Genomic DNA, 16,531 nt, shown 5'->3' with positions numbered 1-16,531 from the left:
GCCTGTCGGCGATCCTCGGGACGCTGTCCGAGTCGGCGGACACGCTCGCCTCGTTCGAGGAACGGCTCGCCGAGCGGCTGCCACGGTTCGTGGGCTATCAAGCGCTGAGCCCTGTCCCCCGGACCTGCGGACGGTCTCCGGATCAGACCGGCTCCGGGACCGGGGCCGGAGCGGGCTCGGTCTCCGGCTCGCCCGGGCGGCGGCTGCGCGCCTCAAGGACCAGGGACAGGGTGAGCAGCGCGGCGCCGAGCCCGAGGAAGCCCCACGGCAGATAGCTGGTGAGCAGCTGAACAAGGACGCGCATCGATTTGACCAGGTCGACCGTCGAGCGGATGTAGTCCTCGCGCATCTTCACGTGTCCGGAGAACGCGGTGACCTTGCCCTTGTCGCCGACCAGGGCGCCGCCGCGCATCTCCTCCTTGTGGATCTCCTCGCCGTACACGGGGGCGCCGGTGGTCGGCTCGACCCAGAACTTGCGGACCGTCGTGTACCACATCTCGGTGCCGCTCTTGGCGGCGGACTCCGGGGTGATGCCCTTCACCGGCAGGATGGACGGGTAGTCGACCTTGGTCCAGGGGATGGTCTGCTCGAAGTAGTAGACCTCCACGCCGCGGAAGTTCTGGGTGCCCTTGTAGTGGATGGGCGCCGACTTGCGTACCCGCATGTCGAAGTAGTTGTAGTCGCGCTTCTCGGTCAGGAAGGGCCACTTGAACTCGATGCCCTCGCGCTTGACGGGGTGGCCGTCGGCCATCTCGCCCTTGGCGTGGACGGGGTCCTGGGAGTGCGCGTCGAAGATATAGCGCTCGGGGATCTTGGAGACCATCTTGCCGTCGGGCCCCTGGGCGTACGCGAGCGCGTCCCAGACGACGACGTCGCGTCCCGCGGTCTTCTCGATCTTCTCCGACTCCTCCACGTTGCCCTTGAGGGTCTGCACGATGGTGAGCTTCTCGACCTTCTTGGGCTGCATGGTGCCGTAGTCGATGAGGGTCGCGGGCTTCGCCTCGAGGACCATCGTCTGGTACTGGCTCGGCGGGATCTTCGCCAGGCGCGGAAAGGCGTAGAAGCGGAACAGCGGGGACAGGGCCGTGAAGAACACGGCGAAGGCGAGAAGGACGAGGCTGGCCCTGCGGCGCATCGCTGGCCCTCCCTACGGGTGCTCGGGGACGGTGGTGAGCAGCGGCTTCGGCGAGGTCTCGCCCGGCGGCGCCCCGATGGCCGTAATCGTGAACACCAGGGCGAGTGCGGCCGCGAGGCCGATGGCGGCGGAGATCAGGGCACGCATGCTCGGCCTCCCGTGATAGCGGCGGTCCGGCGCGCGCCACGGCGTCTGCGGCCGCGCGGAACTGACAGTGCGTCAGGGCTGGGCACCGTAGCAATGGGGAGGCGAGATGAGAACACCGAGGGCGAACGGCGTCCGGACGGGTTGCGGAGAGGCTGCGTACGGGCTGCGGAGGGGCCGCGTACGGGCTGCGGACGGGGAGGTCGGAGCGGCCGGAGCGGCCGGTGCGGGAGCGAGGGGCTCCGTCAGGAGACCTTGAGCTCCAGGGTCAGGGTGCCGCCGCCTACCGCGTCCAGGCGGAGGAGGTACGTCCCCTTTTCGCTGTCGGCATGGATCGGCGGGAGTGTGAGGGTGCCGTCGGCGCCGGTCTTCAGGTCCTTGAGGACGCGGACCGGCTTGCCGTCGGCGTCCTCGAAGTAGGGACCCTTGTCGTTGACATTGTCGCCGGAGGCGTCGGCGTCGGCGTCGGCGTCGGCGTCGGCGTCGGCGGACTTGACCATGGTGGCGTCGACCGCGACGCCGGATGCGGCGGCACCCTTGAAGGTGGCCTTGACCTCGACCCGGTCGGCGAACTCGGAGTCCGTGGCGCTGTTCAGTTCCCCGTCGCCGACGCGGGTGAGGGTGTCGGCCTGGCGCGCGGTGACCTTCGCGGGCAGGTCGAGGGCGGGCAGGCTGCGGCCGATGACGCGGGCGCGGACCGTGAACTCGCCGGTCTGCTCGCCCGCTTGGAGGGCGGGCGCGACGGCCTTGCCGGTGCTTCCGGTGGTGGCCGTGACCTTGGTGGCACCGCCGTCGAAGCGACTGTCCGTGTCCCCGACGATCTCGAACTCGACCTCGACCCCGGCGACACCCGCGCCGTTGCCGTCCCGTGCGCTGACCGCAGGGCGGGTGGCGAAGGCGGTGCCCTCGGTGGCGGTGAGGTCGCCGCCGCTCGCGTTGGCGAGGCGGTCGACCCGCTCGGCAGGCGAGGGGGTGGGCGTGGGGCTCGGGCTCTCGGAGTCGCCGCCGCCCGACGGGGGCTTGTTGGGGTCAGTGGGGGGCGGGGTGCCGGGTGGACTCGACGGACTTGACGGATTTGACGGACTCGTTGGGCTGGACGGGTCCGAAGAGTCCGACGCGTCGGATCCGTCGGATCCGTCGGGTGAACTGCCACCGGAAGTACCGGACTCGGACCCCGACGTGGAGGCGTCGGACGGGTCCCGGTCCGAGCCCGAGCCCGATCCGCTGGGCTTGTCGTCGCCGTCCCGGCCCGCCTGCGCGGCATCCGTGCCGCCGCGCTCGTCGCTACGGTTGCGGGGCGGGGTGCCGGTGCCGTCCGGGATCTCGTGGGTGCCCTCGCGGTAGAACTCCAGCCACGACAGGACCGTACGCAGGTAGTGCCGCGAGTTGTTGTAGCTGAGGATCGCCTGGTGCAGGCCGGTCGTGGTGGCGAGGTCGCGGTCGCCCGCGCAGAGGTAACGGCCGGCGGCGAGGGCGGCGTCGTAGATGTTGTTGGGGTCCTTCGCACCGTCACCGTTGCCGTCCTGCGCCCAGGTGGCCCAGGTGGACGGGATGAACTGCATGGGGCCGACGGCGCGATCATGGGTGGTGTCGCCGTCGTACGCGCCGCCGTCGGTGTCGAGGATGCGGGCGAAGCCATTGCCGTTGAGCTGCGGGCCGAGGATCGGGGAGAAGGTGGTGCCGTTCTTGTCGACGCGGCCGCCGCGTGCCTGGCCGGACTCCACCTTGCCTATCGCGGCGAGGAGTTCCCACGGCAGATGGCAGCCGGGCTTGGTCTCGCGGAGCGCCGCCTCGGCCTTCTTGTACGCGTCCAGGACGGTCGCCGGAATTCCGGCCTCGGCCGCATCGGGATCGAGGGGGCTGTCGCCGTCGTCATCGCCGGGCGGGTGGGGGCTGTTGAGCGGGGGGAGGTCCGTGTAGTACGAGTCATCACCGGTCGCGGAGTCGCCGGACGGCGGGGTCGGGGTCGGGCGGGTGGACTGCCTGCCCTGCGGGGTGTCGGTGATGCCGGGGGCCTGGGATGCGGACAGTGCCGCAACGGTGGCCGCGGCAAGTGCCGCGGTGACCACGCCTTTTCGAAGCCGCCGGCCGTAGCGCGCTGACATGGGTCTTCCCCTCCGGATCATGACCGCGCGCACACCCCAGCGCGTCGGCTCCGCCGACCCTACGGCAACTTCCGTCCCGCAAACAGGGGTTCTGGGGCGGGGGTTCGGTGAGTGAGGGCGGGCGGGGTGGGAGGGTTTTGTCCCCAGTCCCGCCCCTTCCCGGCTGTGTCGATATGCGGCTGACGCCGCGTGGGGCCCTGCCCCCAGACCCCCGCTCCTCAAACGCCGGAGTGGCTGAACAACTAGTGCGCCGCCGACTCCCAGTCCGCCCCCACGCCCACCGATACATCAAGCGGCGCGCGCAGGCTCACCGCACCCGCCATCTCGCGGCGGACCAGTTCCTCGACCCGCTTCCGCTCGCCCGGGGCGATCTCCAGGACGATTTCGTCGTGGACCTGGAGCAGCAGCCGGGAGTCGAGGTCGGCCTCCGTGAGGGCGCGGTCGACGTTGAGCATCGCGATCTTGACGATGTCTGCGGCGGTGCCCTGGATCGGTGCGTTCAGGGCCATCCGCTCGGCGGCCTCGCGGCGTTGGCGGTTGTCGCTGTTCAGGTCCGGCAGGTAGCGGCGGCGGCCGAGCATGGTCGCCGTGTACCCCGTCGCGCGGGCCTCCTCGACGGCGCGGTGCAGATAGTCGCGTACGCCACCGAAACGCTCGAAGTAGGCGTCCATCAGCGAACGGGCCTCGGCCGCCTCGATGTTGAGCTGCTGCGAGAGGCCGAAGGCCGACAGGCCGTACGCCAGGCCGTACGACATCGCCTTGATCTTGCGGCGCATCTCGGCGTCGACCGCGGACTTGGCGACCCCGAAGACCTGCGAGGCGGCCGTGGTGTGCAGGTCCTCGCCGGAGGTGAACGCCTCGATGAGACCCTCGTCCTCGGACAGGTGAGCCATGACACGCAGCTCGATCTGGCTGTAGTCCGCGGTCATCAGGGACTCGAAGCCCTCGCCGACGACGAAGCCGCGGCGGATGGCGCGGCCCTCGTCGGTGCGGACCGGAACGTTCTGAAGGTTCGGCTCCGTGGACGAGAGGCGGCCCGTCGCCGCGACGGTCTGGCTGAACGTCGTGTGGATCCGGCCGTCCTCGGCGATCGTCTTGATCAGGCCCTCGACCGTGGCGCGCAGCTTCGCCTGTTCGCGGTGGCGGAGCATGATGACCGGCAGTTCGTTGTCCGTCTGCGTGGCCAGCCAGGCCAACGCGTCGGCGTCCGTGGTGTAACCGGTCTTCGTCTTCTTCGTCTTGGGCAGGCCCAGCTCGCCGAAGAGGACCTCCTGGAGCTGCTTGGGCGAGCCGAGGTTGAACTCGTGGCCCGCGGCCGCGTGCGCCTCCTTCACGGCCTGCTGCACGGCGCCCGCGAACTGCTGCTCCATGGACTCCAGATGGGCCCGGTCGGCGGCGATGCCGGAGCGCTCCATGCGGGCGAGCAGCGCCGAGGTGGGCAGCTCGATGTCGGTGAGGAGCTCGGCCGCGCCAACCTCCGGCAGCCGCGCGGTGAGGGCGGTGCCCAGGTCGAGGACGGTGCGGGCCTGATGCATCAGGGCGTCGGCCTCCGCGCCCTCGTCGGCACCGAAGGCGAGCTGTCCGTCGGCCTCGGCGGTCGGGGTCAGCTCACGGCCCAGGTACTCCAGGGAGAGCGCGTCCAGGGCGAAGCTGCGGCGGCCCGGCTTCACCAGGTACGCGCCGAGTGCCGTGTCCATCGTGATGCCCTCGACCGTCCAGCCGTGCTCGGCGAGGACGCGCTGGGCGGACTTCGCGTCATGCACCACCTTGGGGCGCTCGGCGTCGGCCAGCCACTGGGCGAAAGCCCTCTCGTCGGCCTCGTCCAGGCGGGTCGGGTCGAACCAGGCGGCCGGACCTTCTTCTGTGGCGAGGGCGACCTCGGCGACCGCGCCGGTGCCGAGCTTCCAGGTGCCGACGGTCGCGATACCGAGGGTCTGCTTGCCGTGCTCCTTCAGCCACCCGGCGAGCTCGCCGGTCTCCAGGATCGTGCCGTCCAGCTCGACACCCGGGGTGGCCGGGGTCGGCTCGGCCTCGGCCGCGCCCGGGTCGACGGCGAGGAGGCGCTCGCGCAGCGACGGGTTACGGATCTCCAGCGTGTCCAGGACCATCGCGACGCCCTTGCGGTCGTACGCCTCGCGCGTGAGGTCGGCGACCGTCTTCGGCAGCTCGACGTCCCGGACCATCTCGGTGAGGCGGCGGTTCATCTTGACCGCCTCGATGTGGTCCCGGAAGTTCTGCCCCGCCTTGCCCTTGACCTCCTCGGCGCGCTCCACGAGCTCCGCGAACGAACCGAACTGGTTGATCCACTTCGCGGCGGTCTTCTCACCGACGCCGGGAATGCCCGGCAGGTTGTCCGACGGGTCGCCGCGCAGCGCCGCGAAGTCCGGGTACTGGGCGGGCGTGAGGCCGTACTTCTCCTGGACCTTCTCCGGCGTGAAACGGGTCAGCTCGGAGACGCCCTTGGTCGGGTACAGAACCGTCACATGGCCGCTGACCAGCTGGAACGAGTCCCGGTCGCCGGTGACGACGAGGACCTCGTACCCCTCGGCCTCGGCCTGGGTGGCGAGCGTGGCGATGACGTCGTCCGCCTCGAAGCCGTCCACCGCGAACCGCGGCACATGCATGGCGTCGAGCAGCTCGCCGATCAGCTCGACCTGGCCCTTGAACTCGTCCGGGGTCTTGGAACGGTTCGCCTTGTACTCCGCGAACTCCTGCGAGCGCCAGGTCTTGCGGGAGACGTCGAAGGCCACCGCGAAGTGGGTGGGCTCCTCGTCGCGCAGCGTGTTCGCCAGCATCGACGCGAAGCCGTAGATCGCGTTCGTCGGCTGGCCCGTCGCGGTCGTGAAGTTCTCCGCGGGCAGCGCGAAGAACGCCCGGTACGCCAAAGAGTGCCCGTCCATGAGCATCAGGCGCGGGCGCTGCTTCCCGGCGGCGGGCGCCGCGGACGTGCCCGCGGGCTGCGCCGCCAGGTCGCTGCCGGTCTTCGCGGGCGCCTTCTTCGGGGCGGGGGTCTTCTTCGATGCTGTCTCTGCCACGCCCCCGATCCTGCCACGCCCCACTGACAATCCGGTCCGGGGCGGGAGGTCTCGATCGCCCCGGCCCGCTGTCACCTGCTCGTGGGAGGATCGGCACATACGCACACGGTGGCTGTTCGAAGGAGACCGGTCATGGCTGGAAAGCCCCCCGCAAGCGACCCCGTCCAGGACGCACCGCAGGTCGAGGCGCCACAGCACGCGGCGGCCGGGCTGCCCGCGATCGGGCATTCGCTGCGCATGGCCACCGGACAGATGGGCGTGCGCCGTACTGCCCTGACCCTGCTGCGCGTCAATCAGAAGGACGGCTTCGACTGCCCGGGGTGCGCCTGGCCGGAGCCGGACCACCGGCACAAGGCGGAGTTCTGTGAGAACGGCGCGAAGGCGGTCGCCGAGGAGGCCACCCTGCGCCGGGTCACGCCCGACTTCTTCGCCGCCCACCCGGTGGCCGACCTGGCCCGGCGCAGCGGGTACTGGCTGGGGCAGCAGGGGCGGATCACGCAGCCGATGTATCTGGCCGAAGGCGCGGACCGGTACGAGGCGGTGACGTGGGAGCGGGCCTTCGACATCGTCGCCGAGGAACTGGACGCGCTCGGCTCCCCGGACGAGGCGCTCTTCTATACGTCGGGCCGCACCAGTAATGAAGCGGCGTTCCTGTACCAGCTGTTCGCCCGCGAATTCGGCACCAACAACCTGCCGGACTGCTCCAACATGTGCCACGAGTCCTCCGGCTCGGCGCTCTCCGAGACCCTCGGCGTCGGCAAGGGCAGTGTGCTTCTGGAAGATCTCTACAAGGCGGACCTGATCATCGTCGCCGGGCAGAACCCGGGCACGAACCACCCCCGGATGCTCTCCGCCCTGGAGAAGGCGAAGTCGGGCGGCGCGAAGATCATCACGGTCAATCCGCTGCCCGAGGCGGGCCTGGAACGGTTCAAGAACCCGCAGACGCCGCAGGGCATGCTCAAGGGCACCGCCCTCACCGACCTGTTCCTACAGATCCGGCTCGGCGGCGACCAGGCCCTCTTCCGGCTCCTGAACAAGCTGCTCCTCGACACGGACGGCGCCGTGGACGAGGAGTTCATCGCCGCGCACACCCACGGGTTCGACGAGTTCGCGGCCGCCGCCCGCGCCGCCGGCTGGGACGAGACGCTCGCCGCCACCGGCCTCGACCGCACCCGCATCGAGGAGGCCCTGGCGATGGTGCTCGCCTCCAAGCGCACGGTGGTGTGCTGGGCGATGGGCCTCACACAGCACAAGCACGCGGTGCCGACCATCCGCGAGGTCGTGAACTTCCTTCTGTTGCGCGGAAACATCGGCCGCCCCGGCGCCGGTGTGTGCCCGGTGCGCGGCCACTCCAATGTGCAGGGCGACCGCACGATGGGCATCTTCGAGCGGCCCGAGCCCGCCTTCCTGGACGCTCTACAGAAGGAGTTCGGCTTCGACCCACCGCGCCACCACGGCCTCGATGTCGTACGGGCCATCCGGGCGCTGCGCGACGGCGAAGCGAAGGTGTTCTTCGCGATGGGCGGCAACTTCGTGGCGGCCTCGCCCGATACGGAGGTGACGGAAGCGGCGATGCGCCGTGCCCGCCTCACGGTGCACGTGTCGACGAAGCTGAACCGCTCGCACGCGATCACCGGCGCCCGCGCCCTGATCCTGCCGACCCTCGGCCGTACCGAACGCGACCTCCAAGGCAGTGGCGAGCAGTTCGTGACCGTCGAGGACTCCATGGGCATGGTGCACGCCTCCCGCGGCCGCCTGGAGCCCGCGAGCCCGCAGCTGCTCTCCGAGCCGGCGATCGTGTGCCGCCTGGCCCGCCGCGTCCTCGGCGAGAACAGCGCCACTCCGTGGGAGGAGTTCGAGAAGGACTACGCCACCGTGCGCGACCGCATCGCACGCGTGGTGCCCGGTTTCGAGGACTTCAACGCCCGCGTGGCGCGCCCCGGAGGCTTCACGCTGCCGCACGCCCCGCGTGACGAGCGCCGCTTCCCCACCGCCACCGGCAAGGCCAACTTCACGGCGGCGCCGGTCGAGTACCCCGAACTGCCCGAGGGCCGACTGCTCCTCCAGACGCTGCGCTCGCACGACCAGTACAACACCACGATCTACGGCCTGGACGACCGCTACCGGGGCATCAAGAACGGCCGCCGGGTCGTCCTGGTGCACCCGGACGACGCGGCCGCGCTCGGCGGCCTGGCCGACGGTTCTTATGTGGATCTGGTCAGCGAATGGGCGGACGGCGTGGAGCGGCGGGCGCCCGGGTTCCGTGTCGTGCACTACCCGACGGCGCGGGGCTGCGCGGCCGCGTACTACCCGGAGACCAATGTGCTCGTGCCCCTCGATGCCACCGCGGACACCAGCAATACGCCCACCAGCAAGTCCGTTGTCGTACGTCTGGAACAATCGGCGCTCGTCTAAGCGTTTGCTCAGGTGGCCGCCCGGCGCGACACGCGACCGGGGCGGCCACCGCCATGACGACGAACTGGAGCCGAGGCCATGGGCGAGAAGCACACCGTCAAGTTCCCGCAGGAAGTCATCGACGAGTACGCCGCGCTCGGTGTCGACCTGCCCGCCCTGTTCTCCGCCGGACACCTCGGCACCCGGATGGGCATCGAGATCCTGGAGGCGGCCGCGGACCGGGTGGTCGGCACCATGCCCGTCGAAGGCAACACCCAGCCCTACGGCCTGCTGCACGGCGGCGCCTCGGCGGTGCTCGCCGAGACCCTCGGCTCGGTCGGCTCCATGCTGCACGGCGGCGTCAACAAGATCGCCGTCGGCGTGGACCTGAACTGCACGCACCACCGGGGCGCCCGCTCCGGCCTGGTCACGGGCGTCGCGACGCCGCTCCACCGAGGCCGGTCCATGACCACGTACGAGATCGTGATCAGCGACGAGGAGGGACGGCGGGTGTGCAGTGCCCGCCTGACCTGTCTGCTGCGGGACGCGGACTAGGTCCTGCCGCCGAACTCCCGTCGTCGCCCGGAGACCGGGGGGCGGCGGGAGTTTTCTTTCCCAGGCACCGTCACAGTGAGTAACACGGCTGCCATACGGCGAACACAATCCGTTTACGCTTTTCCCGCGTCGGCGCTCCCGCACGCACACAGGCCGCGCTCATTCCCCGTAACAGCAAGATCGCCATAACACCACCTGCGGAACTGCAAATTCTCAACATGTGGGCGATCCCAGCCAAACCGAAAAGCCCCGGTCTGCCCGCACTGCGCCGTCGGGATTTCGGCCCGCATAACAAGACAGTCACATCCTGTGCCGCCCCGCTCCCGCCGCCGTTCACCTGCGCTTAGAGTCACGGCCAGTCACGGGCGCCGACAGGCGCCGGATCAAGTTGCACGTCAGCTCATCGCAGTCCCTGTACCACTCCAGTACGGCTCTCGGCGATCACACGGCACCTCGCCCAGGAAGCCGCGCCAGGGAAAGGACCCATCGTGCGAAACCGTTCCTTGATCATTCTCACCACGGTGCTCACCACCGGGGCGCTCTCTCTCACTGCCTGCGGATCGCGCGACGAAGGCAAGGGCGGCGACGGGGACAAAACCACAGTCGTCATCGGCGTCGACGCTCCTTTGACCGGAGATCTCTCCGCCCTCGGCCTCGGCATCAGAAATTCCGCCGACCTCGCCGTCAAGAACGCCAACAAGCAAGAGTACGTGAAGGGCGTCGAGTTCAAGATCGAAGCCACCGACGACCAGGCACAACCCTCCGTCGGGCAGCGCAACGCACAGCAGTTCATCAGCGAGAAGGAAGTCCTCGGCGTCGTCGGACCGCTCAACTCCAACGTGTCCCAGTCGATGCAGAAACCCTTCAACGACGCCGGCCTGGTACAGGTCTCCCCCGCCAACACCGGCGTCGAACTCACCCAAGGCGACGACTGGAAGAAGGGCGAGCGCAAGCGCCCGTTCCAGACGTTCTTCCGCACCGCCACCACCGACGAGGTACAAGGCGCCTTCGCCGCCAACTACCTCTACAACAAGGCAAAGATCGACAAGGTCTATCTGATAGACGACCAGAAGACCTACGGCGCAGGCCTCGCCGCCTCCTTCAAGGACACCTTCACCAAACTCGGCGGAAAGATCGTCGGCACCGACCACATCAACCCCGAGGACCGCGACTTCAACGCCGTGGTCGCCAAGGTCAAGAACTCCGGCGCCAAGGCCCTCTACTACGGCGGCGAATACCCCGCAGCCGCCCCACTGAGCCAGCAACTCAAGGACGGCGGCGCGAAAATCCCGCTCATGGGCGGCGACGGCATCTACAGCGCCGACTTCATCAAACTCAACAAGAAGGCCAACGGCGACCTCGCCACCTCCGTCGGCAAACCGGTCGAAGAACTCGACTCCGCCAAGAAGTTCATCGAGGACTACGAGAAAGCCGGATACAAGGACGCCTACGAGGCCTACGGCGGCGGCACCTACGACGCCACCTGGTCCATCATCGAGGCCGTCAAAATGGCCGTCGAAGGCAACGACGGAACACTCCCCGACGAACCCCGCAAAGCCGTACTCGACGCCATGAGCAAGGTCAAGTTCGACGGCGTGACCGGCACCGTCTCCTTCGACGAGTTCGGTGACACCACCAACACCATGATGACCGCATACGAGGTCAACGCAAAGAAGTGGGAATCGAAGTACAGCGAGGCCGTCAAACCCGAATGAGCCCGGACCTCCCTCACGGCAGGCACTGACATGACCGCGCGGGGCCGCCACCAGCGCCCCGCGCGGTGCCATATCCGAACCACCCCGACGGAGGCCCTGCGGTGAACGAACTGCCGCAACAGCTGGCCAATGGACTCATCCTCGGCGCGATGTACGGACTCATCGCGATCGGCTACACGATGGTCTACGGCATCATCCAGCTCATCAACTTCGCCCACGGCGAGATATTCATGGTCGGCGGCTTCGGCGCGCTGACCGTCTACCTCTGGCTACCAGAAGGCTTCTCCCTCCTGGCCGCCATCCCACTCATGATCCTCGGCGGCATCATCGTCTCGGTCGCCGTCGGCACCGCCGCCGAACGCTTCGCCTACCGCCCCCTGCGCGGAGCACCCCGACTCGCCCCCCTCATCACCGCCATCGGCCTCTCCATCGTCCTCCAACAAGCCGTCTGGAAGTGGTACCCCGACGCCAAGAAGGACCGTTCCTTCCCACAATTCGCGGGCGAACCCATCCCGTTCCTCGGCGCCCACATCCAGCGCGGCGACCTCTTCCTCATCATCGCCGCACCCCTGTGCATGCTCGCCCTCGGCCTCTTCGTCAACAAAACCCGCGCCGGACGCGGCATGCAGGCCACCGCCCAGGACCCCGACACCGCCAAACTCATGGGCATCAACACAGACCGCATCATCGTCATGGCCTTCGCCATCGGCGCCGCCTTCGCCGCCATCGCCGCCGTCGGATACGGCCTCCACAACGGCCAAGTCGGCTTCAAAATGGGCTTCATCCTCGGCCTCAAAGCCTTCACCGCAGCCGTACTCGGCGGCATCGGCAACATCTACGGCGCCATGCTCGGCGGCCTCACCCTCGGCGTCGCCGAAGCCCTCGCCACCGGCTACATCGGCGAAATCCCCGCCATGGACCTCTTCGGCGGCGGCGCCTGGAAGGACGTCTGGGCCTTCAGCCTGCTCATCCTCGTCCTGCTCTTCAGGCCCCAAGGGCTACTCGGCGAACGCGTCGCGGATCGGGCGTGATACCCATGACCACCACACAAACCACAGACCAGACCACCGAGACACCACAGAGCCCGAGCACCTCACCGCTCCGCCTCCCCACCCCGGTAGCCCGCACCGGCGTCCTCGCCGGAGCCACCCTCGCCCTCGCCGGAACCTTCCTCGCCTGGACCTGGACCAAAGAATTCCCCGGCAACCTCACCGTCACCGGCTACCCCGGCGGCCTCCAACTCATCACCCTCACCGGAGCCGCCCTCACCATCCTGTTCACCCTCTCCGCCCAGAACATACGCGGACTGCGCTGGCTCACGCCCGGCGGCACCCACAGCCCCGTCCTCCTCCTCACCCTCGGCACCCTCGCCGCCACCGGCTACACCCTCGCCGCCATCTCCGTACAACTCGGCGGCATCATCAACCTCGAACCCGGCGCCTGGATCAGCGGCATCGGCGCCCTCACCGCCACCCTCGCCGCCCTCGGCCTCCCCACCGACCTCCCACCCGAACCCGACACGCCACCCGGCACCCGACAGCGCCTCCTCGCCGCACTACGCGCCCCCGGCCCCCGCACCAAAGCCAAAGCACTACCCGACTCGGCCGAAATCCTCATCATCGCCGCCTCATTCGGCGTCGGCCTCTACCTCTTCGCCTACGGCATCAGCGCCGACGCCGAACTCTTCGTCGGCTTCCTCATCCTCGCCACCATCGGCACCCTCGCCGTCTTCCGCGCCGGACTCATCACCCGCCTCAACGCACTCACCGCCAAACACCGCAACGTCACCCTCGCCGCGGCCTTCACCGCCGCCCTCTGCTTCCCCTTCACCCAAACCGACGAGTCCTACGCCCTCGTCGGCGCCAACATCCTGATCTTCGCCACCGTCGCCCTCGGCCTGAACGTAGTCGTCGGCCTCGCCGGACTCCTCGACCTCGGATACGTCGCATTCCTCGGCGTCGGCGCCTACACCGCCGCCCTCTTCTCCGGCTCCCCACAGTCCACCATCGGCATCCAACTCCCCTTCTGGGCCGCCGTCCTGGCCGGAGCCGCCGCCTCACTCATCTTCGGCGTCGTCATCGGCGCACCCACCCTGCGACTCCGCGGCGACTACCTCGCCATCGTCACCCTCGGCTTCGGCGAAATCTTCCGCATCACCATGAACAACCTCAACGGAAGCGCCGGACCCGACATCACCAACGGCTCCCAAGGCATCCCCAACATCCCCGACCTGCAAATCCTCGGCTTCAACCTCGGCACCCCCCACGACATCGGCGGCTTCACCCTCGGCAGATCCGGCAACTACTACCTCCTGATGCTGCTGTTCACCGCCGTCGTCGTCCTGGTCTTCCGCCGCTCCGGAGAATCCCGCATCGGCCGCGCCTGGGTCGCCGTACGCGAAGACGAAACCGCCGCCACCGCCATGGGCATCAACGGCTTCCGCGTCAAACTCGTCGCCTTCGCCCTCGGCGCCACCCTCGCCGGCTTCGCCGGCAGCGTGCAGGCCCACGTCTCCTACAGCATCACACCCGAGCAATACCTCTTCGCCAACACCGTGCCACCGAACAGCGCCTTCCTCCTCGCCGCCGTCATCCTCGGCGGCATGGGCACCATCAGCGGACCGCTACTCGGCGCCGCACTGCTCTACCTCATCCCCACCAAGCTCCAGTTCCTCGAGGACTTCCAGCTCATCCTCTTCGGCCTCGCCCTCATCATCCTGATGCGGTTCCGCCCCGAAGGACTCGTCGCCAACAAACGCGCCCGGCTCGAATTCCACGACACCGGCCAAGACGGCCAACCCGACCTACCGGAACCCCGCACACCCGACACCACCCAAGCCGGCACCGCCAAGGCGGGGACGTGACCACCATGACCACCACCAAGAACCCCACCGACAACACCCCCGAGAACGCCACCACAACAACCGTCCTCGAAGCCCACAACGTCACCATGCGCTTCGGCGGCCTCACCGCCGTACGCTCCGTCGACCTCGCCGTCAACAGCGGCGAAATCGTCGGCCTCATCGGCCCCAACGGCGCCGGAAAAACCACCTTCTTCAACTGCCTCACCGGCCTATACGTCCCCACCGAAGGCACCGTCTCCTACAAGGGCACCGTCCTGCCCCCCAAACCCCACCTCGTCACCAACGCCGGCCTCGCCCGCACCTTCCAGAACATCCGACTCTTCGCCAACATGACCGTCCTGGAAAACGTCCTCGTCGGCCGCCACACCAGGACCAAAGAAGGACTCTGGTCAGCACTCCTACGCGGCCCCGGCTTCCGCAAAGCCGAAGCCGACTCACACCAACGCGCCATGGAACTCCTCGAGTTCATCGGCCTCGACCACAAGGCCGACCACCTCTCCCGCAACCTGCCATACGGCGAACAACGCAAACTGGAGATCGCCCGCGCCCTCGCCAGCGAACCCGGACTCCTCCTCCTCGACGAACCCACCGCCGGAATGAACCCGCAGGAGACCCGCGCCACCGAAGAACTCGTCCTCGCCATCCGCGAACAAGGCATCGCCGTCCTCGTCATCGAGCACGACATGCGCTTCATCTTCAACCTCTGCGACCGCGTCGCCGTCCTCGTCCAAGGCGAAAAGCTCGTCGAAGGCACCTCCGAAGAAGTCCAGGCCGACGAACGCGTCATCGCCGCCTACCTCGGCACGCCCTTCGAAGGCGCCCCCGGCACCGAAGAACTCGCCGAGGTCGAAGCGGCAGAAGCCCACGCAGAGGCCCACGCAGAGGCCCACGCCGAATCGCGCACGGAGGACGACCAGTGACCGCACTGCTCGAGGTCGAAGACCTCAAGGTCGCCTACGGCAAGATCGAGGCCGTCAAGGGCATCAGCTTCTCCGTCGAAGCAGGCCAGGTCGTCACACTCATCGGCACCAACGGCGCCGGAAAAACAACCACCCTGCGCACCCTGTCCGGCCTCCTGAAACCCCTCGCCGGAAAGATCGCCTTCGACGGCCGACCCCTGGCAGGCGTCCCCGCCCACAAGATCGTCGCCATGGGCCTGGCCCACTCCCCCGAAGGCAGACACATCTTCCCGCGCCTGACCATCACGGAGAACCTCCAGCTCGGCGCGTACCTACGGGACGACAAGGAAGCAGTCGAAAAGGACATCCAACGCGCCTACGACCTCTTCCCCATCCTCGGCGAACGCCGCAAACAAGCCGCAGGCACCCTCTCCGGCGGCGAACAACAGATGCTCGCCATGGGCCGCGCCCTGATGTCCCGCCCGAAACTGCTGATGCTCGACGAGCCGTCGATGGGCCTCTCCCCGATCATGATGCAGAAGATCATGGAGACCATCGCCGAGCTGAAGTCCCAGGGCACCACCATCCTGCTCGTCGAACAGAACGCCCAGGCCGCGCTCTCCCTCGCGGACCACGGCCACGTCATGGAGATCGGAAAGATCGTCCTCTCGGGCACGGGCCAGGACCTGCTGCACGACGAGTCGGTACGGAAGGCGTACCTGGGCGAGGACTGAGAAAGGAACCGAGAAGGACGGACCGAGAAGGGCGAACTACTTGCCCTTCTCCTTCCCCTTCTTCTCCTCGGCGTCCTCGATCACAGCCTCCGCGACCTGCTGCATCGACATCCGCCGGTCCATGGAGGTCTTCTGAATCCACCGGAACGCGGCAGGCTCGGTCAGGCCGTACTGCGTCTGCAGAATCGACTTCGCCCGGTCCACCAACTTCCGCGTCTCCAGGCGCTGCGAGAGGTCCGCGACCTCCTGCTCAAGCGTCTTCAGCTCCGCGTACCGGGACACTGCCATCTCGATCGCCGGAACGACGTCACCCTTGCTGAACGGCTTGACGAGATACGCCATCGCACCGGCGTCCCGGGCCCGCTCCACGAGGTCGCGCTGCGAGAACGCGGTCAGCATCAGAACCGGAGCGATCGACTCCTCGGTGATCTTCTCCGCGGCCGAGATGCCGTCGAGGACGGGCATCTTCACGTCCAGGATGACGAGGTCCGGCTGGTGCTCACGGGCGAGCGCGATGGCCTGCTCACCATCACCCGCCTCGCCGACCACGGAGTAACCCTCCTCCTCGAGCATCTCTTTGAGGTCCAGGCGGATGAGCGCCTCGTCCTCGGCGATGACGACTCGGGTCGTCTGCGGAGGCACGTGCGACTTGTCGTCGTCGGTCTGGGGCGACTCGGGGGCGGTCACGGGGGCTCCTTGGTGCGGGGCAGGTTACTGCTTCCCCTGAGCCTACCTAGCTGCGGTATGGTGGACGGGCAGCGGGTCGCAGTGAACCTTCGATTCGCTGGGCCCCGGTAGCCCAATTGGCATGAGGCAATGGATTCAAAACCCATACAGTGTCGGTTCGAGTCCGACCCGGGGCACTTTTCCTTCGATTCCAAGGTCGCATGAGAATCGGCGAAGATCCCTCGAACTTGTGAACCAGGTCAGGATCGGCCGCACACCTCGCGAG

The 16,531-nt window shown here is 68.3% G+C and carries 12 protein-coding genes and 1 tRNA gene; 8 read left to right on the top strand and 5 right to left on the bottom strand.

Features of this window, described 5'->3' with window-relative positions; genetic code table 11:
• Positions 1 to 142: 142 nt before the first annotated feature.
• The 4 genes from ACWD10_RS19550 to polA form a co-directional block, all read right to left on the bottom strand.
• Positions 143 to 1,135 carry a DUF3068 domain-containing protein gene (locus ACWD10_RS19550; RefSeq protein WP_451092531.1) on the bottom strand — a complete coding sequence of 331 codons (993 nt, stop codon included), beginning with the start codon at positions 1,133 to 1,135 and terminating at the stop codon, positions 143 to 145.
• A 12-nt stretch (positions 1,136 to 1,147) separates the two neighbouring features.
• The gene (locus ACWD10_RS19545; RefSeq protein ID WP_451092529.1) at positions 1,148 to 1,282 is read right to left on the bottom strand and encodes an SPW_0924 family protein; all 135 of its coding nucleotides are present in this window, start codon (positions 1,280 to 1,282) and stop codon (positions 1,148 to 1,150) included.
• Between the two features lie 242 nt (positions 1,283 to 1,524).
• Entirely contained in the window at positions 1,525 to 3,384 is a 1,860-nt protein-coding gene (locus tag ACWD10_RS19540) for a lytic transglycosylase domain-containing protein (protein ID WP_451092527.1), read from the bottom strand.
• 242 nt (positions 3,385 to 3,626) lie between these two features.
• Positions 3,627 to 6,290, bottom strand: coding sequence for a DNA polymerase I (gene polA, locus ACWD10_RS19535; protein ID WP_451092694.1), 2,664 nt, complete (start codon positions 6,288 to 6,290; stop codon positions 3,627 to 3,629).
• Between the two features lie 261 nt (positions 6,291 to 6,551).
• Here polA and ACWD10_RS19530 point away from each other — a divergent pair, with 261 nt between their 5' ends.
• From ACWD10_RS19530 to ACWD10_RS19500, 7 genes are all read left to right on the top strand, one after another.
• Positions 6,552 to 8,834 carry an FdhF/YdeP family oxidoreductase gene (locus ACWD10_RS19530; protein WP_451092525.1) on the top strand — a complete coding sequence of 761 codons (2,283 nt, stop codon included), beginning with the start codon at positions 6,552 to 6,554 and terminating at the stop codon, positions 8,832 to 8,834.
• 78 nt (positions 8,835 to 8,912) lie between these two features.
• Positions 8,913 to 9,368, top strand: coding sequence for a hotdog fold thioesterase (locus ACWD10_RS19525; protein WP_451092523.1), 456 nt, complete (start codon positions 8,913 to 8,915; stop codon positions 9,366 to 9,368).
• Between the two features lie 503 nt (positions 9,369 to 9,871).
• A complete protein-coding gene (locus ACWD10_RS19520) occupies positions 9,872 to 11,083 on the top strand; it encodes a branched-chain amino acid ABC transporter substrate-binding protein (protein WP_451092690.1) in 1,212 nt (403 codons plus the stop codon).
• A gap of 101 nt (positions 11,084 to 11,184) precedes the next feature.
• A complete protein-coding gene (locus ACWD10_RS19515; protein ID WP_451092521.1) occupies positions 11,185 to 12,114 on the top strand; it encodes a branched-chain amino acid ABC transporter permease in 930 nt (309 codons plus the stop codon).
• 5 nt (positions 12,115 to 12,119) lie between these two features.
• The gene (locus ACWD10_RS19510) at positions 12,120 to 13,946 is read left to right on the top strand and encodes an ABC transporter permease subunit (protein ID WP_451092519.1); all 1,827 of its coding nucleotides are present in this window, start codon (positions 12,120 to 12,122) and stop codon (positions 13,944 to 13,946) included.
• A gap of 5 nt (positions 13,947 to 13,951) precedes the next feature.
• A complete protein-coding gene (locus tag ACWD10_RS19505; RefSeq protein WP_451092688.1) occupies positions 13,952 to 14,866 on the top strand; it encodes an ABC transporter ATP-binding protein in 915 nt (304 codons plus the stop codon).
• A complete protein-coding gene (locus ACWD10_RS19500; RefSeq protein WP_451092517.1) occupies positions 14,863 to 15,579 on the top strand; it encodes an ABC transporter ATP-binding protein in 717 nt (238 codons plus the stop codon). The genes ACWD10_RS19505 and ACWD10_RS19500 overlap by 4 nt, the downstream gene beginning before the upstream one ends.
• A gap of 36 nt (positions 15,580 to 15,615) precedes the next feature.
• On the opposite strand, the gene ACWD10_RS19495 is transcribed toward ACWD10_RS19500, so the two are convergent.
• Positions 15,616 to 16,266 (bottom strand): ANTAR domain-containing response regulator, encoded by a 651-nt coding sequence (locus ACWD10_RS19495; RefSeq protein WP_451092515.1) that lies wholly within the window; start codon positions 16,264 to 16,266, stop codon positions 15,616 to 15,618.
• Positions 16,267 to 16,367: 101 nt separating this feature from the next.
• Here ACWD10_RS19495 and ACWD10_RS19490 point away from each other — a divergent pair.
• Positions 16,368 to 16,442 (top strand) — tRNA-Leu (locus ACWD10_RS19490).
• Positions 16,443 to 16,531: the final 89 nt, after the last annotated feature.

The organism is Streptomyces sp. NPDC002851 (assembly GCF_053591935.1).
The sequence above is the reverse complement of the archived record's forward strand: the minus strand, read 5'-3'. Positions and strand labels throughout refer to the sequence as shown.